The sequence below is a fragment of the Amycolatopsis bartoniae genome (assembly GCF_014191255.1).
GTDB classification, from domain to species: domain Bacteria; phylum Actinomycetota; class Actinomycetes; order Mycobacteriales; family Pseudonocardiaceae; genus Amycolatopsis_E; species Amycolatopsis_E bartoniae.
On the sequence record NZ_JACHWH010000002.1, the window covers coordinates 712,284 to 732,264 of the forward strand.

At 71.1% G+C, this 19,981-nt stretch carries 22 protein-coding genes; 14 read left to right on the forward strand and 8 right to left on the reverse strand.

What is annotated here, in order from left to right; translation table 11 throughout:
- Complete coding sequence (locus FHX82_RS15285) at positions 1-573, reverse strand: TetR/AcrR family transcriptional regulator (protein WP_145938210.1); 573 nt, start codon at positions 571-573, stop codon at positions 1-3.
- Between the two features lie 86 nt (positions 574-659).
- Between FHX82_RS15285 and FHX82_RS15290 the strand changes: the two genes are divergently transcribed.
- Entirely contained in the window at positions 660-1,541 is an 882-nt protein-coding gene (locus FHX82_RS15290; RefSeq protein ID WP_145938209.1) for an SDR family oxidoreductase, read from the forward strand.
- A gap of 33 nt (positions 1,542-1,574) precedes the next feature.
- Positions 1,575-2,201, forward strand: coding sequence for an alpha-ketoglutarate-dependent dioxygenase AlkB (locus FHX82_RS15295; RefSeq protein ID WP_145938208.1), 627 nt, complete (start codon positions 1,575-1,577; stop codon positions 2,199-2,201).
- Positions 2,202-2,205: 4 nt separating this feature from the next.
- Here the strand turns inward: FHX82_RS15295 and FHX82_RS15300 are convergent, their stop codons facing one another.
- The gene (locus tag FHX82_RS15300) at positions 2,206-2,814 is read right to left on the reverse strand and encodes an Rv1733c family protein (protein ID WP_145938207.1); all 609 of its coding nucleotides are present in this window, start codon (positions 2,812-2,814) and stop codon (positions 2,206-2,208) included.
- A gap of 365 nt (positions 2,815-3,179) precedes the next feature.
- On the opposite strand from FHX82_RS15300, the gene FHX82_RS15305 reads away from it, so the two are divergent.
- A complete protein-coding gene (locus tag FHX82_RS15305; RefSeq protein WP_229880916.1) occupies positions 3,180-4,070 on the forward strand; it encodes a hypothetical protein in 891 nt (296 codons plus the stop codon).
- Positions 4,071-4,664: 594 nt separating this feature from the next.
- On the opposite strand, the gene FHX82_RS15310 is transcribed toward FHX82_RS15305, so the two are convergent.
- Entirely contained in the window at positions 4,665-5,246 is a 582-nt protein-coding gene (locus FHX82_RS15310) for a PadR family transcriptional regulator (RefSeq protein WP_183176640.1), read from the reverse strand.
- Positions 5,247-5,348: 102 nt separating this feature from the next.
- Between FHX82_RS15310 and FHX82_RS15315 the strand changes: the two genes are divergently transcribed.
- The 4 genes from FHX82_RS15315 to FHX82_RS15330 all read left to right on the forward strand — a co-directional run bounded on the left by FHX82_RS15315 (position 5,349) and on the right by FHX82_RS15330 (position 9,172).
- The gene (locus FHX82_RS15315; RefSeq protein WP_145937186.1) at positions 5,349-6,758 is read left to right on the forward strand and encodes an MFS transporter; all 1,410 of its coding nucleotides are present in this window, start codon (positions 5,349-5,351) and stop codon (positions 6,756-6,758) included.
- Positions 6,755-7,744 (forward strand): substrate-binding domain-containing protein, encoded by a 990-nt coding sequence (locus tag FHX82_RS15320; RefSeq protein WP_145937187.1) that lies wholly within the window; start codon positions 6,755-6,757, stop codon positions 7,742-7,744. The genes FHX82_RS15315 and FHX82_RS15320 overlap by 4 nt, the downstream gene beginning before the upstream one ends.
- Positions 7,745-7,751: 7 nt before the next feature.
- Positions 7,752-8,456, forward strand: coding sequence for a 3,4-dihydroxyphthalate decarboxylase (phtC, locus tag FHX82_RS15325; RefSeq protein ID WP_145937188.1), 705 nt, complete (start codon positions 7,752-7,754; stop codon positions 8,454-8,456).
- Between the two features lie 191 nt (positions 8,457-8,647).
- Positions 8,648-9,172 (forward strand): lytic polysaccharide monooxygenase auxiliary activity family 9 protein, encoded by a 525-nt coding sequence (locus FHX82_RS15330; protein ID WP_145937189.1) that lies wholly within the window; start codon positions 8,648-8,650, stop codon positions 9,170-9,172.
- Positions 9,173-9,174: 2 nt separating this feature from the next.
- Here FHX82_RS15330 and FHX82_RS15335 read toward each other — a convergent pair whose 3' ends face one another.
- Positions 9,175-9,906, reverse strand: a complete 732-nt coding sequence (locus FHX82_RS15335) for a GAF and ANTAR domain-containing protein (RefSeq protein WP_145937190.1) — start codon at positions 9,904-9,906, stop codon at positions 9,175-9,177.
- A complete protein-coding gene (locus tag FHX82_RS15340; protein WP_145937191.1) occupies positions 9,903-10,625 on the reverse strand; it encodes a GAF domain-containing protein in 723 nt (240 codons plus the stop codon). Before FHX82_RS15340 ends, FHX82_RS15335 begins: the two co-directional genes overlap by 4 nt.
- Positions 10,626-10,837: 212 nt before the next feature.
- Between FHX82_RS15340 and FHX82_RS15345 the strand changes: the two genes are divergently transcribed.
- Positions 10,838-11,131 carry a hypothetical protein gene (locus FHX82_RS15345; protein ID WP_183176641.1) on the forward strand — a complete coding sequence of 98 codons (294 nt, stop codon included), beginning with the start codon at positions 10,838-10,840 and terminating at the stop codon, positions 11,129-11,131.
- Positions 11,132-11,251: 120 nt separating this feature from the next.
- Entirely contained in the window at positions 11,252-11,734 is a 483-nt protein-coding gene (gene rraA / locus FHX82_RS15350) for a ribonuclease E activity regulator RraA (RefSeq protein ID WP_229880918.1), read from the forward strand.
- Positions 11,735-12,285: 551 nt separating this feature from the next.
- Here rraA and FHX82_RS15355 read toward each other — a convergent pair.
- A complete protein-coding gene (locus FHX82_RS15355; protein WP_145937193.1) occupies positions 12,286-14,664 on the reverse strand; it encodes an ATP-binding protein in 2,379 nt (792 codons plus the stop codon).
- A 93-nt stretch (positions 14,665-14,757) separates the two neighbouring features.
- On the opposite strand from FHX82_RS15355, the gene FHX82_RS15360 reads away from it, so the two are divergent.
- The 4 genes from FHX82_RS15360 (at position 14,758) to FHX82_RS15375 (ending at position 17,650) form a co-directional block, all read left to right on the forward strand.
- Positions 14,758-15,429, forward strand: coding sequence for a response regulator transcription factor (locus tag FHX82_RS15360; RefSeq protein ID WP_229880920.1), 672 nt, complete (start codon positions 14,758-14,760; stop codon positions 15,427-15,429).
- 105 nt (positions 15,430-15,534) lie between these two features.
- Positions 15,535-16,389 (forward strand): SAM-dependent methyltransferase, encoded by an 855-nt coding sequence (locus tag FHX82_RS15365; protein ID WP_145937194.1) that lies wholly within the window; start codon positions 15,535-15,537, stop codon positions 16,387-16,389.
- Between the two features lie 63 nt (positions 16,390-16,452).
- Positions 16,453-16,956 carry a winged helix-turn-helix transcriptional regulator gene (locus FHX82_RS15370; protein WP_145937195.1) on the forward strand — a complete coding sequence of 168 codons (504 nt, stop codon included), beginning with the start codon at positions 16,453-16,455 and terminating at the stop codon, positions 16,954-16,956.
- Between the two features lie 34 nt (positions 16,957-16,990).
- Entirely contained in the window at positions 16,991-17,650 is a 660-nt protein-coding gene (locus tag FHX82_RS15375) for a hypothetical protein (protein WP_145937196.1), read from the forward strand.
- Between the two features lie 13 nt (positions 17,651-17,663).
- Here FHX82_RS15375 and FHX82_RS15380 read toward each other — a convergent pair whose 3' ends face one another.
- Positions 17,664-18,605 (reverse strand): anti-sigma factor RsbA family regulatory protein, encoded by a 942-nt coding sequence (locus tag FHX82_RS15380; RefSeq protein ID WP_145937197.1) that lies wholly within the window; start codon positions 18,603-18,605, stop codon positions 17,664-17,666.
- Positions 18,602-19,438: an MEDS domain-containing protein gene (locus FHX82_RS15385; protein WP_145937198.1), complete on the reverse strand. Its 837-nt coding sequence runs from the start codon at positions 19,436-19,438 to the stop codon at positions 18,602-18,604. Before FHX82_RS15385 ends, FHX82_RS15380 begins: the two co-directional genes overlap by 4 nt.
- Before the next feature lie 87 nt (positions 19,439-19,525).
- Here FHX82_RS15385 and FHX82_RS15390 point away from each other — a divergent pair, with 87 nt between their 5' ends.
- Positions 19,526-19,963: a DUF6292 family protein gene (locus FHX82_RS15390; RefSeq protein WP_229880922.1), complete on the forward strand. Its 438-nt coding sequence runs from the start codon at positions 19,526-19,528 to the stop codon at positions 19,961-19,963.
- Positions 19,964-19,981: the final 18 nt, after the last annotated feature.

The window sequence follows — 19,981 nt, forward strand, 5'->3', positions numbered from 1 at the left end:
TCAGCCCAGCAACTCCACCGCTGCGCGCAGTTCCTCCAGCGCCTGCCGCGCCAGCGCCGGGAACGACTCCTCGTTCTCCGGCTCGATCCAGCGCGCGAAGGCTCGCGAAAACGCGTGCGCGCCGAGTTCGGCGGCGAGGCTTGCCGCCGGATCCGGCACGCCGCGCTTTTCGAGCGCCTCCGTCATCGCCGCGGCGAGGCCAGCGTGCTTGAACGCCGACCGCTCCCGCAGCTCGCTGTGCGCCGTCACGACCGCTATCAGCCGGGGGCCGAACTCGCGCTGGACGGGTGTGAAGCTGGCGGCGACGGCGTCCAGTCCGGCGGCGACCGCCTCCAGCGGAGTGGCCGATTCCGCGCACTCCGCGATTCCGTCCGCGAGCAACCGCGAATGCATTTCCTGACCGGCGAACAGCACCTCCCGTTTGTCGGGGAAATGCCGGAAGAACGTGGTCTTCGTCAGCCCGGCCCGCTGCGCGATCTCGCTGACCGTCGTGTTGTCGTACCCCTGCTCCGCGAACAGGTCGACCGCGGCGTGCACCAGCCGCTCCCGCGCGTTCGGCTCCCATCGACCCATGAGCCCCAGCTTAGGTGATGTGACTGAGTACCGTCACTCCTGCTACAGTGACGGTACTCAGTCACATCACCTCGTCAGGAGAGTTCATGCGCGTCTTCGTCACCGGCGCCAGCGGCCACATCGGCTCGGCTGTCGTCACCGAGCTCGTCCAGGCCGGGCACGACGTCGTCGGCCTCGCCCGCTCGGAAACGTCCGCCACCACCGTCAAGTCCCTGGGCGCCGAGGTGCGCCGCGGCGAGCTGGGCGACCTCGACGGCCTTCGCGAAGCCGCGTCCGACGCGGACGCGGTGATCCACCTCGCCTTCGACCACGGCGCCCTGGACCCGCAGGGTTTCGTCGCCGCCGCCAACGTTGACCTGGCCGTCGTGCGGGCGTTCGCCGACGCGCTCGACGGCACCGGCAAGACCTTCATCGGTATCGGCCTCGGCAACAGCGGCGACGAGGAGATTGACAAGGCCGTCAACGCCAACCCCCGGTCCGCCGTGGCGAACGAGGTCGCCGGCTTCACCGACCGCGGCATCCGTGCCCTGCTCGTCGGCATCCCGCCGGTCGTGCACAGCACGTACGACAAGCACGGTTTCATCCCCATGATGATCGGGATCGCCCGCGCCAAGGGCGTGTCCGGTTACATCGGCGACGGGGGCAACCGCTGGCCCGCCGTGCACACGCTCGACCTGGCCCACCTTTACCGGCTGGCGCTGGAAAAGGCGCCGTCCGGGGCACGCCTGCCCGCCGCGGCCGAAGACGGCATCGCCGTGCGGGAAATCGCCGAGGTGATCGGCCGCCAACTGGGGATTCCGGTCGAGAGCGTCGCGCCCGAGCGGGCCGCGGAGCACTTCGGGGCATTCGGCGCCTTCATGACACTCGGCCTGCCGCCGCTCGCCTCGCAGACCCGTGAACTGCTGGGCTGGGAACCGGTTCACCCCGGTCTGATCGCCGACCTCGAAGAAGGCCACTACTTCAACTAGAACAAGTGTTCGAAGAGCGGGTAGACTGCGGGCATGACCGTGGGACTACAGGGCTCGCTGTTCGGGCAGACCGACGAGGTCGCGCTCCGGCCGCTGTCGGCCGCCCGGCGCACGACGCTGGGCGACGGCGCCTGGATCGACGTCCTGCCGTACTGGCTCGGCGGGGCCGACAGGCTCTTCGAACGGCTGGTGGAGCACGTGCCGTGGCACGCCGAACGACGCCGGATGTACGACCGCGTCGTCGACGTGCCGCGGCTGCTCTGCTTCTACGGCGAGAGCGACGAACTGCCGCACCCGGTGCTCGACGAGGCCCGCTCGGCGCTGAGCGCGCACTACGCGCAGGAGCTCGGCGAGCCGTTCCGCACGGCGGGGCTCTGCCTCTACCGGGACGGCCGCGACAGTGTGGCGTGGCACGGGGACACGATCGGCCGCGGCTCGCGCGAGGACACCATGGTGGCGATCCTGTCCGTGGGCGCGCCGCGCAGCCTGCTGCTGCGGCCGCGCGGCGGCGGGCAGACGGTGCGCCAGGCGCTGGGGCCGGGCGACCTCATCGTGATGGGCGGTTCGTGCCAGCGCACGTGGGAGCACGCGATTCCCAAGACCGGCAAGCCGGTCGGGCCACGCATCAGCATCCAGTTCCGGCCCCGCGGCGTCCGGTGAAGCCTCAGGAGCGGGCCCAGCGTTCCCCGGCGTGCAGCCATTCACGGTCCCAGCGCACGGCGCGGCGGCGGTCCAGCACCAGCCGGACGCTCCAGTACACCGCGGTCAGCCCCAGCGCGACCACCAGCCACGAGAAGATCCCGGCGAGGACGCTCGTCGTCACGGCGTCCGAGGACGTCATCGGCGCGGGCACCGGGTCACCGGCGTTCGACAGCCAGACGGGCACCTCGCTGCCCGCGGTGGTGCCGGGATCGGCGGCGATGGTGCCGATCCGCTCGGCGCCGCCCGCGACGGTCCAGCGGGCGTGCACCCCGGTCGAGCCGCCGTCGGCGCTGAGGTAGGCGCCGTCCGTGGCGGGCACGGGCGTCGGGGCGTCTTCGATGAGGGTGGCGGTGGCGAGGTGACGCGAAGCCTGCTGCTCGGCCGAAACGGCGAGCTGCCCCCGGTAGGTGGTGGAGCCGACGAGCACGGCGAGCGGAAGTGCGACGAGCAACCCCAGTACGACGACGAGCAGCAGCGCGGCCTCGACGCGGTCGGAGCGTCTGGCCAGTGGATTGCGACCAAGGTGGATACGGCGCCAGAATCGGGCTGTACGCCCGAATGGTCCGTTCACGGTCCCCAGTCCCCCTTTCCCAGCAACGTGATGAACAACTGTGGCAATACCCACTTTGCCGCACCGGTACGCCAAAGGCTCGGAAACGAGACCAACACCGCTTTGAGCGGCCGGTCACAACCGGAGGTTTTGCCGCCCCCGCACGGGAAAGCTCACTGCGGTGCTCCCTCCACCAGTAACCGAAAGTGACCGCATCGCATTCTGTTCGAATAGGAATTCATTTGTCCATTCGGGACAGGTGACCCCTTCGACCTCGACAAACGGACCGAGCACCACTCCGGCGGGGTTTCCGCGGGCTTTTGGGGTGATCACCCGAAAGAGTCGTGGTCTGGGCCAATCCGCTGCGGCGCGTAGGCGGGCGGATCGTGCTTGACTGGGTCGCGATGGACTTCGAGGTGGTGTCGGACGAGCTGTTCGCCGCGAAGCGGGAGGACTTCACCGCGCTGCGGGACGAGCGGGTGAAGCAGGCGCGGCCGGACCGCGCGCTGGCGGACCGGATCGCCGGCCTGCGCAAGCCGACGGTCGCGGCGTGGCTGGTCAACCAGGTGAGCCGTAACTGCCCGGAGGAGGTCGACCGGCTCGCCGAGTTGGGCGTTTCCCTGCGGAGGGCGCACGAGCAGTTGGCGGGCGCGGACCTGCGGGCGTTGTCGCGGGAGCGGCACGAGGTGCTCGGGTTGCTGAACAAGCGGGCACAGTGGCTGGCCCGCAAGGCGGGTTACGCGTTCAGCGACGCCACGAGCAGGCAGGTGGACGACACGTTCGAGGCCGCGGTGTCCGACGAGCAGGCCCTGGAGGCGGTGCGGGCCGCCCGCCTGAGCGCGGCGCTCGCGCCGGGCTCCCCGGAACAGTGGCTCACGGCGGCGGTGGTTCCGGCGCGGGCTCCGGACCGGAAGGCGCAGCCGCGGAAGACCGCACCGGAACGGAAGCCCCCGACGCGGAAGCAGCCGGACCGGAAGGCGCCGGACCGCAAGACGGAACGCGAGGCGGAGCGAAAGCGCCGAGACCGCGAGCGGGCGGCCCGCGAGGAGGTCGCCGCGGCCATCGAGGCGCGGGACGAGGCAGCACAAGCGCTCTCCGACGCCGAACACCGCGCCGCCGAAGCCGCCGACACGGTGGCGGAACTACGCGCCCGCCTGGAGGAAGCGACAAAGACCGAGCGCGAACGGAAAGCCGAAGTCACGGCGGCGAAGAAGGCCCTCACAGCAGCGAAGCGCGCTGCGGACGCCGCGGAGAAGCGCTTAGCCGACCTGGACTGAGGCCAGTGCCCGGCCCGCCGCCCGCGAACCGCACCCGACGCGCGGGCAAGCACCAGGCGGAACCGGACTCAGGCCAGAACTCCCACCGTCCAGTAGCCGCAACCAACCTGCCACACCGCCGCCGACCTCGCGGAAACGCCTGGCGAACCCGAATCGCCAAGCCCCCAGCCGTGTGAGCGCCGCCCCCAACCCCGGCCCGCAGCCCGCCGGGAAGGTGCCCCACGAACCCGGTTCACGCCCCAGTCACCTGATGGCCGAGCCACCCCGCCACCGGCCACGTGCAGCCCCCCCAACCCCACCCCAGTCGCTCAGCCACCACCCAACCCCGGCCCGCAGCCCGCCGCGGAAGGCGGCGCCGAACCCAGCCACCGCCCCCAACCCACCTGGCGGCCAAAGCCAACCCCACCGCCGACCACGTGCAGCCACGCCAAACCCCACCCCAGTCGCTCAGACCCAACCCCCGCCCACAGCCCGCCGCGGAAGGCGCCCCACGAACCCAGCCCCCAACCACCTGGGCGGCCGAAGCCAACCCGCCGCCGCCCACGCCCAACCCCGCCGAAGTCACCACCGCCGCTCCAACCCCAACCCCCACCATCACCCCGAAAGCTTCTTCACCAGCTCCAGCCCCCGCTCGGCCCAGGCGATCTCCGTCCGGGCGCGCTCCGCCATTCCCTGGTAGACGTGCACCTTGTACGCCACGATCGCCTCGTGGTCGGCCTCCGGGGCGTGGGCCAGGCGCCGCTGGAGCAGCTCCGTCTCGTGTGCCCGCAGCTGCGCCACGTGCCGTTCCCACCGCTGCAGCTGCTCCTGGTGGTGCGCCCGGTGCAGCTCGAACTGCCGCCGCACCACGTCCGGTTCCGCGTACTCGAAATAGGTCGCCTTCAGGTACACCGCATCGCGAACCGCAGCAGGCGCCTCGACTTCCGACACCCAGCGGCGCAGCTCCCCCTCCCCCGCCGGCGTCAGCCGGTACGCGCGCTTGACCGCCTTCGTGCCCCGCGGCTGCTCGTCCGCCGCCACCAGCTCCTCGCCCTCCAGCTTCCGCAGCTCCGTGTAGATCTGCGGATGCGGCGCGTGCCAGACCCGGTCGGCGGACTGGTCGAACTGCTTGGCCAGCTCGTACCCCGTCATCGGCCCGGCTTCGAGCAGGGCGAGCAGCGCGTGGCGCAGGGACATCCGAGCCTCCCAATATGTAACTACATACGTAAACGTTGACATACTTTGGCACGCGCGGTTAGCGTACGCCCAGCTCGATCATCGACGATCGGAGTTCCTCCCATGAGCACACCCGGCAACGGCCGTGCGGCCGTCGTCACGCTGACCTACCTCGGCTTCGCCCTCCAGCTCGTGCAGGTCGGCCTGCTGCCCCTGCTGCCCGCGATCGGCAAGGCGCTGCACACGTCCGCCGCGGGCACGGCGTGGATCCTCACGTCGGGCCTGCTGTCCGGTGCGGTCTTCCTCGCCGTGCTCACCCGCCTCGCGGACCTGATCGGCAAGAAGCCGGTGATCCTCCTCGCGATGGGCCTGGTGCTGGCGGGCTGCCTGATCGACAGCTTCGCCACGAACCTTCCGCTCGTTCTCGCCGGCCGCGTGCTGATCGGCGCCCAGCTGCCGATGCTCGCGCTGCCCGAGGCGATCGCGAGCGACACCCTGCCGCCGAAACGCGCGCACACCGCGATCAGCGCGATTCACGTCGGCACCGGGCTCGGCATCGCCGCGGGCCTGCTGCTCGGCGCGGTCGTCGGCATCCACCCGCAGAACTGGCACCTGTTCTTCGTGTGCGGCGCGGTCGCGAGCCTGCTCGGGCTCGCCGCGACGACGGTGTTCGTGCGCGACTCACCGGAACGCGCCCACGGCGGGCTCGACGTGCCCGGCGCCGTCCTGCTCACCCTCGCGCTCGTCGCGCTGCTGCTCGGCCTGAGCCAGGGCCCCTCCTGGGGGTGGGGCTCCGGCCAGGTGCTCGGGCTGCTGATCGGCGGCGTCGCGCTCGGCGGCCTGTGGTGGTGGCGGGAACGCGCCGCGCGCCACCCGCTGATCGACGTCTCCTACCTGCTGCGGCCGCAGGTCGCCCTCCCCTACGCGATGACCTTCCTGATCGCGTTCGGCATCTACGGCTCGCTGTCCGCGGTGACGCGGCTCGCGCAGACGCCGGTCTCGTCCGGTTTCGGCTACGGCTGGAGCAGCCTCGGCGCGGGCTGGTTCGCGGTGCCGCAGGCGGTGGGCAGCGTGCTCGGCATCGTCGTGCTGCGCGCGATGCGGCCTCGCGGCCTCGTGCTGACGTCCGCGATCGCGTTCGTCTCGATCACGATCGGCTTCGCCGGGTTCGCGCTCGGCCACGCCGTGCCGCTCGTCGAGCTGATCTCGCTCGGCTTCGACTCGATGGGCCTCGCGGTCGCGCTCGCCGCGACGCAACTGCTCGTGCTGCGTGCCGTTCCCGCCGCCGAGTCCGGAATCGCGCTCGGGCTTTCGGTGGTGATGTACGCGGTGGGCAACTCGGTCGGTAGCGCGGTCGCCGGGGTGCTGTTCGCGAGCCTCACCACGCCCGCCGGCACTCCGGCGCTGAGCTCGTACCTCGCCGGGTTCGCCGCGTGCGGGCTGTGCGCGGTGGTCGCGCTGCTGCTGTGCGTGCCGCTGGCCCGGCACCGGTCCAGGACCACCACCGCCAACCTCGAAGGAGTTCCCGCATGACCCGCCTTTCGCTGTCCTTCGCCTGCTGGGACTACGACCGGATGCGTGCGCTGCAGGACGGGCGCGTGCGACCGGAGGGCATCGACCTGAACTTCCTCTCGCTACCGGTCGAGGAGACGTTCTACCGGCAGCTGCGGCACCAGGAGTTCGACGTCAGCGAGATGAGCCTGTCGTCGTACCTGCTGACGCTCGACCGCGAGGACCCGCCTTTCGTTGCGCTGCCGGTGTTCCCGTCGCGGGTGTTCCGGCACCAGTCGATCTACGTCAGCACCCGCAGCGGGATCACGGAGCCGAAGGACCTCGTCGGCAAGCGCGTCGGCACGCCGGAGTACCAGCTGACGGCCGGGGTGTGGCAGCGCGGCATCCTCGCCGAGGAGCACGGCGTGCCGGTGGACTCGGTGCAGTACTTCACCGGCGGCATCGAGGAACCCGGGCGGCACGAGAAGATCCGGTTGAACCTGCCGGACTCCATCAGCGTCACGCCGATCGGTCCGGACCAGACGCTGTCGGCGATGCTGGCCGAAGGCGAGCTCGACGCGATCTACAGCGCCTCGCAGCCGTCGTGCTTCGGGCGTGTGCCGCACGTGCGGCACCTGTTCGAGGACTTCGTGGCGGCGGAGAAGGACTACTACCGGCGGACGCGGATCTTCCCGATCATGCACACCGTCGTGCTGCGGCGCGAGCTGCACGAACGGCACCCGTGGATCGCGCGCTCGCTCACCAAGGCGTTCACCGAGTCGTTGGCGGTGGCGTACGAGGATCTCAAGCACCGCAACGCTTTCAAGGTGATGCTGCCGTGGTTGCAGCAGCACCTGGAGGAGACTGTGGACGCGCTGGGGCCGGGCTACTGGGACTACGGGCTCGAACGCAACCGGCACGTGCTGGAGACGTTCGCCCGCTACTCGCACAAGCAGGGGCTGGCGGCGCGGGTGCGGACCGCGGAGGAGATCGTGCTGGCGTCCGCTTCGGACTCGTTCAAACTCTGAAGCTCTTGTGGACAGTCTGAAGCAGACGGTGTCGGACGCGTGCCGGGTCCTGGCCGAACGAGGTGTGGTCGACGGGATCCTCGGGCACGTCAGCGTCCGGGTGGATGCCGAGCACCTGCTCGTGCGGACGCGGGGGCCGTACGAACAGGGTTTGCGCCACACGGTGCCGGACGACGTTCGCCAGGTCGACCTCGAAGGCGAGGGCGAGCTCGGTGACTGGCGGGTGCCGAACGAGCTGCCGATCCACACGGAGGTGCTGCGGGCCAGGCCGGACGTGGGCGCCGTCGTGCACGCGCACCCGCCCGCGTTGCTCCTTTGTGGACTGGCGGAGCTGTCGCTGCGCCCGGTGTACGGGGCGTTCGACATCCCGGGGATGCGGCTCGCGGCCGAGGGTGTGCCGGTGTACCCGAGGTCGGTGCTGATCCGGCGGCGGGACCTGGCGCAGGAGATGCTGGCGGCGATGGGTGACCGGCCGGTGTGCCTGCTGCGCGGGCACGGCGTGACGGTGACGGGCGCGAGCGTCGAGGAGGCCGTGGTGCGGACGATCGCGCTGGAGACGCTGGCCCGCGTGACGCTGGAGCTGCACCGCGTGGGCGCGGAGGACGTGCCGCCCGTGAGCGACGCCGACCTCGCGGAGCTGCCCGACCTCGGGGCGGGGTTCAACACGGGGGCCCAGTGGCGCGCACTGCTGGCCGACCTGCCGGAACGTTGACACGCGCCTTGTCCACGTGTCGGATTGCCGGATCGGCCGAATGTCGATCGCCGGATTAGCGGATTGTCAACAAGTTTCCGCCGAACCCAGCACCCCCACAATCCTTGACCGGCACTTTACTCCGCGTTATGGTCCAGACCACAAGGTTCAGACAACTCCGTCCCACAGCCAGTGGAAGAGGAGACTCGACCATGAACGGAAAACGCCGCACCCACCTCAAGTCCGTCGCCGCGGGGGCCGTTCTCGCCCCGGTCGTCGCGCTCGCCCTACCCGCCGGAGTGGCCAGCGCGCACGGTTACATCAACTCCCCGCCCAGCCGCCAGGCCCAGTGCGCCCAGGGCATCGTCGCGTGCGGGGACATCAAGTACGAGCCGCAGAGCGTGGAAGGGCCCAAGGGGCTGTACAGCTGCAGCGGCGGCAACACCCGCTTCGCCGAACTGGACGACGACACCAAGGGCTGGCGGGTCACCTCCGTCGGCCGCACGGTCACCATCACCTGGACGATGACGGCTGCGCACCGCACCAGCAACTGGCAGTACTACATCGGCAACACGCTGGTCGACCAGAAGGACGGCGGGAACGCCCAGCCGCCGTCGACCGTGTCGCACTCCATCACCCTCGGCAACTTCACGGGCAGGCAGAAGCTCCTCGCCGTGTGGAACATCGCCGACACCGCCAACGCCTTCTACTCCTGCGTGGACCTGCAGATCAACTGACGTCAGCCCCGGTACGACGCCACCACGTCGTCACCCTCCGGCTGCCGCTCCACCACCGTCGTCGCCACGTCCACCAGGCGGCGGCGGTGGCTGCGGGCGTACAGCCGCAGCACGACGAACGCCTGCTCCACCCCGATGCCCAGCCGCTCCGCCAGCACACCCTTGGCCTGTTCGATGGTGATCCGGCTGGTCAGCGCGGTCTGCAGCTGCTCGACCAGCACCTCGTGCTGCCGCAGCGTCCGCTCGTGCAGGATCCCGATCGTCGCGATGTCCGCCAGGGCCTGGCCGACACCCAGCCGGTCCTCACCGAACTCGCCCGCCGCCTCGGCGAACAGGTTCACCGCGCCCACGATGTTCTCCCGCAGCCGCATCGGCACCGCCGCCACCGCGGCGAACCCCGCCTCCCGCGCGGCCGGCGCGAACACCGGCCACTGCGCCGCCGAACGCAGGTCGGGGCACTGGATCGGCCGCCCCTGCCGGTAGCAGTCGATCGCCGCGCCCTCCTGGTTCTGCAGCTGCAGCAGCTCCAGCAACCGCGCCTGCTCCCCGGAGGCACCCACCACGTTGAGCACGCCGTGCGTGTTCGCCAGCAGCAGCCCGGCGGCGTCGACCCCGAGCAGCTCGACGCAGCGCAAGGCCAGCCCGTGCAGGAAGTCGATCAGGTCGAAGTCGGCTACCAGGGTGTCCGCGAGCTCGACGAACGCCCGCGTCACCCGCGTGTCGGGCACACTCATCGGTGCTCCCCTCCGGACTCGTCGCTGGGGGCGAACCGGAGCCGGCGCTGCACCACTGCCTTCGCCACCTCCCCCAGTCGCTCACCGCGAGCGTATGCGTGTGCGCGCAGTCGCACCATGGCCTCTCCCACCGGCACGTCCAACTGCACCGACACCATGCCCGCGGCCTGGTGCAACTCGGCCCCGTAGTTGAAGAAGCCTCCGCCACCGCCGTCACCGTTCGCACCGGCCCGGTCGTCGAGGACGATCGCCAGCGCGGCATCCGCGTACACCATCACGTCCGCCAGTTCATCCGGTCCGAGCGCCCCGGTGCGCCTGCGGTGGAGGTCCAGCGCGCCCACCCGCACCGCACCGAGGCGCAGCGGGACCGAGAACTGCGCCCGCGCGCCCGTCCGCAACGCGTCCGGCACGTAGGCCGGCCAGCGGTCGCGCCGGGCGGCGAGGTCCGGCACGAGCACCGGCCCGAGTCCCGCGGCGGCTGCCAGCGCAGGGCCTTCTCCCGATGTGGTCTGCAGCTCTACCAGCTCCTCGCCGAGTGGTGCGGTGGCGTACACCAGGTGCCCGGCCTGCAGACTACTGGTCAGCAGGAGCACGGCGGCATCGGCCGAAACAGCCTCCGCACAGCTCTGGCACGCGTGGCGCACGGAGACGGGAGCGGATTCACGGCGCGCGCACTCGGCGATGGACGACCACACCCTGGCCGCCCTGTCCTCGTTCATCTCGCGCAAACCGCCTCGGTGTCCTCCGCCAGGGGTGGCTGAACAATACCCAGGGTTCACCGCCGAGTCTGCGCACAGGAGCGGCCGCCGCGGCAGGGTCCTTCGACCCTTGTCCGGCGCGAATACGGCAATCGGCGCAGCGCAACCGGACGAAAGGAGTATTTGTCACCCGATCGGGTTTTCCGCTCCGGTGGGGGAGGAATTTCTCCGGTATGACCAGGACACGAACTTACTCCGGCCGCGCCTCCGCCGCCAGGATCGTCACCGGCGTCGGGGCTCTGTTCGCCCTCATCGAAGTCGTCTACATCCTGCTGATCCTGCTGGGCGCCAACGCGGGGAACGCGTTCACGCGCTTCATCCGCTCGATCGCCGAGCCGTTGGCACTGTTCTTCCCGGGCCTGTTCCCGATCGACAACGCCCAGCTCGCCGTGCTGGTGAACTACGGACTCGCCGCGATCTTCTGGGTCGTCGTCACCGGCCTCATCGCCCGCCTGTTCTTCCGCTGACACACCGGTCCCGGGACGCTCTTCCGTCCCTAGTGGACGGTCGTGCCGCAGCTGCGCGAATGTTGACGCTGCGGTGAACATCACGATCGACCGGCGTCCCGATCGGGCATCATGACCGGCGTGAGCACTCTTCCCAGCACCGCGGACCTGGTGGACGAGCACGGCGAGAAGCTCCAGGTGTGCGACACGCAGTTCCGCCAGTTCGGCGCGCACCGGGTGTTCAGCGGCCCGGTGCGCACGATCACCTGCTACCACGACAACGGGCTCGTGCGCGAGCTGCTCCGCACTCCCGGCGAGGGCGCCGTCCTCGTCGTCGACGGTCGCGGCTCGCTGCACAGCGCACTGACCGGCGACCTCATCGCGAAGTCCGCGGTGGACAACGGCTGGGCCGGGTTGGTGATCAACGGTGCGGTCCGCGACAGCGCCGTGCTCGCGGACCTGCCCATCGGCATCAAGGCCCTCGGCACGAACCCACGCAAGAGCAGCAAGGCGGGCGCCGGAGCGGTGGACGTGCCGGTCGGCTTCGGCGGGATCACCTTCCACCCCGGCGATCTGCTCTACGCCGACGACGACGGCGTGGTGCTCCTGCCTGCTGGTTCGTGAGGACAATCGGCTCGTCGGATTGTCGGCTTGATGTGTTTGAGGCTTGTTGACAATCCTGCGGTCCTACAAGCGGACAGGGCTACAGGGGCATTGTCGACCCTCCGGCGGCAGGACGGGCGTGCCGAGCCAACCGGACGCGGGTGCCACCCCAACGCCTACCCCGCCGGGGCCGGGTCCCTGGCCGACCTGTCCACAATCGTCTCGAACAAACCGTCGCTTGTTGACAATCCGGCTCGGCTACAGGTGGATGCGCCTACACACGGATTGTCAACAACCTCCTGCGGAAACAGCCGTACTGACTCAACCGGCGCGGGAGCTGCCCAAACACCTCCCAGGCGTGGGCTAGTTCGCCCGCCGAGTGTTCACAATCGGCACAACGGAAGTGCCGCTTGTTGACAATCCGACCCGGCTACAAGCAGAGGCGCCTACACGAGCATTGTCGACAACCCGACGACGCAGGCAGCCGACAGCAGCCCACACCAGCCGACAGAAGCAGCCGCCAGAAGCAGCCGCCAGAAGCAGCCGACGCCAGCCAACGACCAACCGACCGCCTACCGAGCCCGGGCCAGCTCGTCCGCCAGCCGGTCCGCGGCCGGAGTCCCTACCTGTCCACAGAGGACAATGGCCTCCCGCCGGTGATTCCGCGCCGACTCGGTGTCTCCGGTCAGCGCCAGCACCGAAGCCAGCTCGGCGAGCGCCTGCGCGCGCTGCCAGCGGGTGAACGGCTCGGTGAACTCCGCCAGCGCCGCCCGCAGGCAGTCCACCGCCCGCTCGTACTCCCCTGCCTCCCGCCACGCCTGGCCCTCGCGCAGGGCGGCGTCCGCGGCCTCTAGCGGGTTGTCGACCTCGTCGAACAGCGAGCGTTCCGTCCGGTAGGCCCGCGCGGCTTCCGGCCAGTCGCCCATCTTCGCCAGCGCGCTGCCCATGAAGCGGAAGACGAGCGAGCGCATGAGCTGGTAGGTCTGCGGGTTCGCCTCGGCGCGCTGCAGCTCGCAGTCGGCGAGCACCGCGCGGTGCACCGCGAGCGCCTCCTCCGGCCTGCCGACCGCCGACAGGACCTGCCCCAGCACGTTCCGCAGCGGCGCCTGCCCCGCCCAGAAGCTCAGGCTGTTCGCGACCGCCGCGACGCGGATCTGCTCCAGCGCCTCGTCGGCCTGGCCGAGCCGCATCAGCACCGCGGCCAGGTACGTCCGCGCCCACATCTCCTCGCCGGTGTCGCCGATTTCCCGCGCCAGCGCCAGCGCCTCCCGGTGCGCCTCGAACCCGCCCTCGTCGTCCTGCCGGCACAGGTACCGCGCCCAGCCGACGAAGTTCAGCAGCTTCGCCTCCGAGTGCCGCTCCCCCAGCTCGCGCGCGGCGGCGAGGCCCAGCTCGAACACCTGGTCCCACGGGTAGTGCTGCTGCCGGACGTCGGAGTACCAGTGCATGGCCTCCGCGAGCCCCACCACGCGCCGGTGGTCCCCGTCGCGTGCGGCGATGCGCTGGGCGGCGAGCCAGTTCGCGGACTCGTAGTCCAGCCACCGCGCCGCCGCCTCCCGGGAGCCGAACCGCGGGCCGCCCGTCACCGCCTCCGGGTGGAACCACGCGGCCGCGAGGACGGCGGTGTCCAGCAGGTGGCTGACCACGGCGGCGCGCACCTTCGCGACGTCGTCCGGGTCCTCCTCGGCCTCCAGCCGCTCGCGGGCGAACAACCGGATCAGGTCGTGGTAGGAGTAGCGGCCGTCCCGCGCGGACGCCTGCAGCAGGTTGGCGTCCACCAGCTCGTCGATGTACGGCCGCACCTCGGCCTCGGGCAGCCCGGTCGCGACGGCGGCCAGCTCCACGCCGAACGCCGGCCCCGGGATCAACGCCAGCCGCTGGAACACCAGCCGCGCCGCCCCCGTCAGCCGCCGGTGTGACATCGCGAACGCCGAACGCACCCGCAGGTCGCCCGCCGACAACGCGGCCAGCCGTGTGCCCTCGTCACGCAACAGCCGCACCAGGTGCTCGATCGACCAGTGCGGGCGGCTGGCCAGGCGGTTTCCCGCGATGCGGACGGCCAGCGGGAGGTTGCCGCACAGCTCGGCCAGCTCCGCGACCGCCTCCGGCTCCGCCCGCACCCGATCCGGCCCGATGATCGTGCCGACGAGCGCCGCGGCGTCCTCCCGGCTGAGCGCGCCGAGCCAGATCCAGCGGCCGGACTCCAGCCCCACCAGCGCGCGGCGGCACGTGATCACCATGAGGCAGCCGGTGGTGCGGGCCAGCAGCGGGCGCAGCTGGGTCTCGTCGGCGGCGTTGTCGAGCAGGATCATGGTGCGCCGACCGGCCAGCAACGACCGGAACAGCGTGGTCTGCTCCTCGACGGTGAGCGGGATCTGCTCGGCCGGGACGCCCAGCGCGCGCAGCAGGATGTCGAGCGCTACGCGGGGCGTGACGGGCTGGTCGTCCATCCCGCGCAGGTCGACGGAGAAGCAGCCGTCGGGGAACTCGTCTCGCAGCTCGTACGCGGCCGTCGCGGCCAGCGCCGTCTTGCCGACGCCGGGGTGCCCGACCACCGACACCACCACCCCGCCCGGCGCCTCGGCGGCCTCGCGCGCGGCGGCGCGCAGCCGGGCCAGCTCGTCGGCGCGGCCCACCAGGTCCGGCACCGCGCTGGGCAGCGGCGCGACGACGCCGGTCAGCGGGGCCGGGCGGGTACCGCGCTGGCGACCCTGGCGGGCCAGCTCCAGGAAGCGGAAGCGCTCGACACCGGCCAGGCCGAGCGCATCGGCCAGCGCCTCGGTCGAACGCCGTTGCGCGGCTCTGGCACGGCCGCGTTCCAGGTCGGAGAGGGCGCGGACGCTCACCCCGGAGGCTTCGGCAAGGTCGGCCTGAGTCAGCCCGGCGGCCCGGCGCAGCCGCAGGAGCAGCTCGCCGAAGCCCGGCTCGTCGGCAGCGGAAGTCTCGTTCACCGCCGACCATTAAACCGGCAGAAGTAGCCGAGGTGAAAAACTGCTGGTCGTTCTTCCTGGCCCCGGTTGCTGTTTTCGCGGTTTCCTGGCGCCATGTCAATCAGTATCGCCCGTATGGAGGACACGGGCTCTCCACTGACCCGGCTCGGCCAGGGCCCGGCGATCACCGTCGGCGTGCTCGCGACCGATCCGCTGCTGCGGGCCGGTCTCGCCGGCGTGCTGCGCGCCCATCCCGGGTTCGAGGTCGTCGAGCACGAGCCGCGCCAGGCGGGGGTCCTCGTGGCCGTCACCGACGACCTGCGGACCCTGCCGTACCTGGTCGGCGAGACCTCGGCCCACACGCGGCTCGTCCTCGTCGCCGACCCGCCGCGCCCGGCGGAGCTGTGGACGGCGATCGAGAGCGGGCTCGTCGTGCTGGTGCCGCGCGAGGACGCCAGCCCGGAACGGCTGCGCAAGGCGGTCGCCGCGGCCGCGCGCGGGTTCGGGCACCTCCCGCCCGAGCAGCTGGGCCAGGTGCTGCAGGGCATGGCGCGGCTGCACCGCGAGGTCCTCGTGCCCCACGACCTGACGCCCACCGGACTGTCCACACGGGAGACCACGGTGCTGCGGCTGCTCGCCGAGGGACAGGACACCGCGGAGATCGCCGCGGAGATGGCCTATTCGGAACGGACCGTGAAGAACATCCTCCACAAGCTCACCACCAGGCTCGGGCTGCGCAACCGGACACACGCCGTGTCCTACGCACTACGCCACGGATTGATCTAGCGCTGGGCTGAAAGAGGGTACGAGGGGCGGCCCCTTGGAGGACCGTGACGTGGCGCACTACTCTCGGTGCGTTCAGCCGTCACCAACCGTCCCAGCGAGGCAGTCATGACCGGTGCACCGCCCACCACCTCACCGAGCCAGGTCCCCGTCGGAGTGGACCCGAACAGGCCCAGCATCGCCCGCATCTACGACGGGTTCCTCGGGGGGAAGGACCACTACGAGGTCGACCGGGCGGTGATGCACAAGATCAACGAGGCGGTGCCGGAGGCGGTGGACATCGCCAAGGGCAACCGGGGGTTCCTCAACCGCGCGTGCCGGTTCCTCGCCGGCCAATCGTCGATCGAGCAGTACCTCGACTGCGGCTCGGGGCTGCCGACGGCCGAGAACACGCACCAAATCGTGCAGCGGAGCAACCCCGACGCACGCGTGGTCTACGTGGACAACGACCCGGTGGTGCTCGCCCATGGGCGCGCGCTGCTGGAAGAGAACGAGAACGTCCACATGGTCGAAGCGGACATCTTCACGCCGTCCGCGGTGCTGACCAACGAGACCGTCCGGCGGCACATCGACTTCTCGCAGCCCCTGGTGCTGCTGCACGTCGGCACCCTGCACCACTTCGAGGGCGACGGCGGCCCCGACGTGATGCGGGAGTACATCGACGCGCTCGCGCCGGGTTCGTACGTCGTGTTCTCGCACTTCTACGACCCACAGGTGCCGGAGCTGACCGCGCTGGCCAAGCGGATCGAGGAGATTCTCGTGCACGGGCCGATGGGTGCCGGCCGGTTCCGCACCAAGGACGAGATCCTGGCGATGCTGCCGGGACTGGAGATCGTCAAGCCCAACGCGACGACGGGCCCGGACCTGGTCGCGTGCGACGAGTGGTGGCCCGACGGCCCCCGCCTGACGCCGCTGAGCAAGGCGGCCCGCTGCATCGCGGGGATCGTGGCCCGCAAGCCGTGATCCCCCACCGCCCCCGGCGTTCTGCCGGGGGCGGTGCTCACCGGGGACCATAGGCTGGTTCGCATGGCGCTGAAGTCCGACTACACCGGACAGGAGTGCTCCATCGCACGCACGCTGGAGGTCGTCGGCGAGCGGTGGACGTTCCTGATCCTGCGGGACCTGTTCTTCGGCCTGCGGCGGTTCACCGACCTGTACCGGCACCTGGCCATCCCCAAGGCGGTACTGACCGTCCGCCTGGAACGCCTCGTCGCCGCGGGGGTGCTCGCGCGGACGGAGTCCCAGTACCGGCTCACCGCGAAAGGTCTGGACCTCTGGCCCGCGCTGCACGCGCTCAACGACTGGGGCAACACGCACCTCGCGCCGCACGGCCCGCGCGCGCTGTTCCTGCACGTGGACTGCGGAAGTGTCCTGGTCAGCGGCGGTTTCTGCGCCGGCTGCGGGCGGATCCCGGCGGTGACGGAGGTCGAGTACCGGCCGGGCCCCGGCCAGCCACCCGACCCGGCGGACCCGGTGGATCAGGCACTACGACCGGCCCACCGGCTGCTGGAACCGCTGCTGCTGGGGTGAGCCCGAGCACGCCCGTTTCCGGCATACTGCCCCGGTGACGCGCACCGGCTGGCTCGACCTCGGGATCGTGCTCGCGAGCTTCGTCGCAGGCGGCCTGATCAACTGGCTGGTGCGGCCGGCGAAACTGGGCAACAAGATCCTGATCATGTTGGTGTGCATCGCCGTCGCTGTCGTCCTGGTGTTGACGGTACTGAAAGACACGCCGAACGACGAGGGACACGACATCGCACTTGTTTCGTGCCCGCGCTTGTTCGACGAGGCACATGATCTGCTGGGAAAGCAGTCCGGACTAGACCCGCCACCCCTGGCGGGCTTCGCCTTCACTCCCAGCCAGGACGTCCCCGGCAGGGTCGACCTCACGCTGACCTGGATCAACGAGGTACCCGTCGCGCAGAGTGCCGTCGCGGTTCAAGGTGTCTACGGCCAGGCCGACCCCGCGGACAATTTCATCGATCACGAACAGCCCGCGGCGGCGTCGGGCGAGTGCTGGAACTGGTACCACTTCGGACCTCGCGACGATGCGCAGCCGAAGACGGTACGGCTTCGCGTCGGCGCATTGTGGCCGCAGCAACAGTACTGCTTCTACACCGCTTTCCGGACCGATGCCGGCTACTCGAAACCGACCGGAATCCGCTGCGCGACGGCGACCTGGAAACCGGAATGGGGTGCACCGGCGCCGGTGCCGCAGAAGTGACGCCCGAAGCCCTTCAGCACTCCAGCCGCACGACGAAACCCTCCTCGTCGGCGTACATGCAGACGTGGCGGCAGATCTGGTGGGCCATCCACAGCCCCACCCCGGCGGACCGGGTTTCCTTCGCCGCCACCAGACCGGTGAACGGGTCCACCGGTCCGGCGCCGCCATCGGTCACCGTCACCACCGCGCGGCCCGGGCCGCTCCAGATCCGCACCCGCAGCGGTGGCCTGCCGTGCACGAACGCGTTCGTCACGGCCTCGCTCACCGCCATCACGAAGTCCTCGGTCCGGTCCCGCCCGATCCCCGACGGCCCCAGCGCCGCCCGCAGCTCGCGGCGCGCCTCGGCCGCCGTCGGGTCCCTCAGGTCCGTTACCGGCGGCTCGGCCTCGGGCAGCGGCCGCGGCGCCTCCCGCCACGGCGACAGGAACCGCGCCGGGACCTCGTACCCGTCGTTGTGCACGTGCCGACCGTCGACGGTCGCCAGCCGCGGGTGCGTCCGCACCACGTCGTCCAGCACGTGCTCCGGCGTGATCCTCGTGTCGTACGGGCACAGCCCCCACAACGGGAAGTCGTCGAAGACGCGGTTGACCACCGACTCGTACCGCGCCCACCAGTCCCACGGCTGCCCGGCCCCGGGGTGCGGCACGTCCCCCACCACCCGCACCTGCGCCGCCCCGTCCGCGACGCACCGCGCGAACAGCTCGCGGTACCGGCGGATCGCGACGGCGGGCCGCAGGTACTGCTCGTCGCCCGGGATCACGGTCACCTTCGCCAGGTCGAAGGCCGTGCCCAGCAGCCGCTCGTTCACGGGGCCGAACGCCACCAGCACCGGCTCCCCGGCGGCCACGCCCTCCTCCAGGAACGGCACGACGACGTCGAGCAGCTCCTGGTCGGAGGCGTAGAACGCGGCCTCGTGGAAGTACCCTTCGTGTCCCTCCGCGGCACCGGTCCTCATGCGGTGCGCTCCACCGTCACCCGCGGCACGTCGAGCAGCCCGAGCAGCCGCTCGACACCCGGGTGGCCGGTGCGCAGGACCACGGTCGCGTCCCGGCGGGCCGCCGCGTCCGCCAGCGCCCAGAGGCTGCGGTGGTCGACGAACTCCAGGTCGTGCCCGTCGATCACCACCCGCCCACCGGGCAGCCCGGCCCGTTCGAGGACCAGCGGGAACGTCTCGGCGCTGCTGAAGTCAAGCTCGCCGGCGAGGGTCAGGGTGCCGTCGGACCCGGCGTGCAGCCGGAACGGCGTGGCGTCCGGACTCGCCGCCGGGTGCAGGCCGGCCAGCTGCGCCACCGCCGACGGGTCGAGCTCGTCCCGCCGGTACGCGCACAACGCCGAGAACGGGTGGGTGACCATGTAGCGGTCCACGCGGTGCTCGTACCGGGTGAACTGCTCCAGCTGCCGCGGCGTGCGCACCAGCGCGGTCGCCTCGGCCGCCACCCGGTAACCGCGGAACCCCTGCGCGAGCGCGGCCTCGGTGGCCGCCGCGTAGGCCGCGACCTGCGTCTCCGGATCCACCACTTCGTCGGGGCCGTACACGCCGTCGAGTGATTCGACCGTCAGTGCGCCGTCGGCCAGTGCCCGCGCCAGCGGCTCGGCCCGGCTCAGCTGCGCCCGCAGCTCGTCCGCCGCTCCCGGGGCGACGAACGCCGTCCGCAACCCCAGGTGGAGCCCTTCGGTGAGGAACTCGACGGCGCGTGCCAGGAAGTCGGCGTGGTCGTCGTAGGACCAGCAGACGTGGTCGTGGACGCCGAACCCCCGCCCCGAGGTCGAGACTCCGGAAGTCCGCATGGTCGACATCGTATCTGCTCGAAAGAGCGATTCGATCGCCGAATCGGGGGTACCCCATCAGTGGGAACCAAAGGAAGCGAGGGAATCGTGGACATCTACGGTTGGGACGCTGCCGAATCGGCCCTGCAGGGCTACGTCTCCGCGGTGGCGGAAGCGCTCGGAGTGCCGCCGGAATCCACCTGTGCCATGACCGGCCGGCCCGCCAGCGCCTACATCGCGCTCGAGGAGCGCCTGCCGAACTTCCCCGACCGCGATCTCGCCCTGCTCTGGGAGGACACCCAGGGCTGGGCCGCCGCGATCGAGACGCACAGCGGTGAGGACGTCATCGTGGTCGCCTACCTCGGCGGCGAGGTCGTGCCGCCGGCGCGGGAGGTGGTGGCCTTCCTGCGCGACCTGCTCGCCGACAGGCATCCGGGCCAGCTCGAACCGCCGAACTTCGACCGCTGCCCGGACCTCGTCGAGCGCCTCGCGCGCCACGGCCACCGCGGCCCGTCACGGTCGATGGTCAGCGGCTCGCCGTCGTAGCCCCCGCACCCGGGCCCG

What these genes read in the sequence shown, in the direction of transcription:
- FHX82_RS15285 (WP_145938210.1), bottom strand. Translation starts at nt 573, where the DNA reads ATGGGTCGATGGGAGCCGAACGCGCGGGAGCGGCTGGTGCACGCCGCG.
- FHX82_RS15290 (WP_145938209.1), top strand. Translation starts at nt 660, where the DNA reads ATGCGCGTCTTCGTCACCGGCGCCAGCGGCCACATCGGCTCGGCTGTC.
- FHX82_RS15295 (WP_145938208.1), top strand. Translation starts at nt 1,575, where the DNA reads ATGACCGTGGGACTACAGGGCTCGCTGTTCGGGCAGACCGACGAGGTC.
- FHX82_RS15310 (WP_183176640.1), bottom strand. Translation starts at nt 5,246, where the DNA reads ATGTCCCTGCGCCACGCGCTGCTCGCCCTGCTCGAAGCCGGGCCGATG.
- FHX82_RS15315 (WP_145937186.1), top strand. Translation starts at nt 5,349, where the DNA reads ATGAGCACACCCGGCAACGGCCGTGCGGCCGTCGTCACGCTGACCTAC.
- FHX82_RS15320 (WP_145937187.1), top strand. Translation starts at nt 6,755, where the DNA reads ATGACCCGCCTTTCGCTGTCCTTCGCCTGCTGGGACTACGACCGGATG.
- FHX82_RS15330 (WP_145937189.1), top strand. Translation starts at nt 8,648, where the DNA reads ATGAACGGAAAACGCCGCACCCACCTCAAGTCCGTCGCCGCGGGGGCC.
- FHX82_RS15335 (WP_145937190.1), bottom strand. Translation starts at nt 9,906, where the DNA reads ATGAGTGTGCCCGACACGCGGGTGACGCGGGCGTTCGTCGAGCTCGCG.
- FHX82_RS15340 (WP_145937191.1), bottom strand. Translation starts at nt 10,625, where the DNA reads ATGAACGAGGACAGGGCGGCCAGGGTGTGGTCGTCCATCGCCGAGTGC.
- FHX82_RS15345 (WP_183176641.1), top strand. Translation starts at nt 10,838, where the DNA reads ATGACCAGGACACGAACTTACTCCGGCCGCGCCTCCGCCGCCAGGATC.
- FHX82_RS15360 (WP_229880920.1), top strand. Translation starts at nt 14,758, where the DNA reads ATGTCAATCAGTATCGCCCGTATGGAGGACACGGGCTCTCCACTGACC.
- FHX82_RS15365 (WP_145937194.1), top strand. Translation starts at nt 15,535, where the DNA reads ATGACCGGTGCACCGCCCACCACCTCACCGAGCCAGGTCCCCGTCGGA.
- FHX82_RS15370 (WP_145937195.1), top strand. Translation starts at nt 16,453, where the DNA reads ATGGCGCTGAAGTCCGACTACACCGGACAGGAGTGCTCCATCGCACGC.
- FHX82_RS15380 (WP_145937197.1), bottom strand. Translation starts at nt 18,605, where the DNA reads ATGAGGACCGGTGCCGCGGAGGGACACGAAGGGTACTTCCACGAGGCC.
- FHX82_RS15385 (WP_145937198.1), bottom strand. Translation starts at nt 19,438, where the DNA reads ATGCGGACTTCCGGAGTCTCGACCTCGGGGCGGGGGTTCGGCGTCCAC.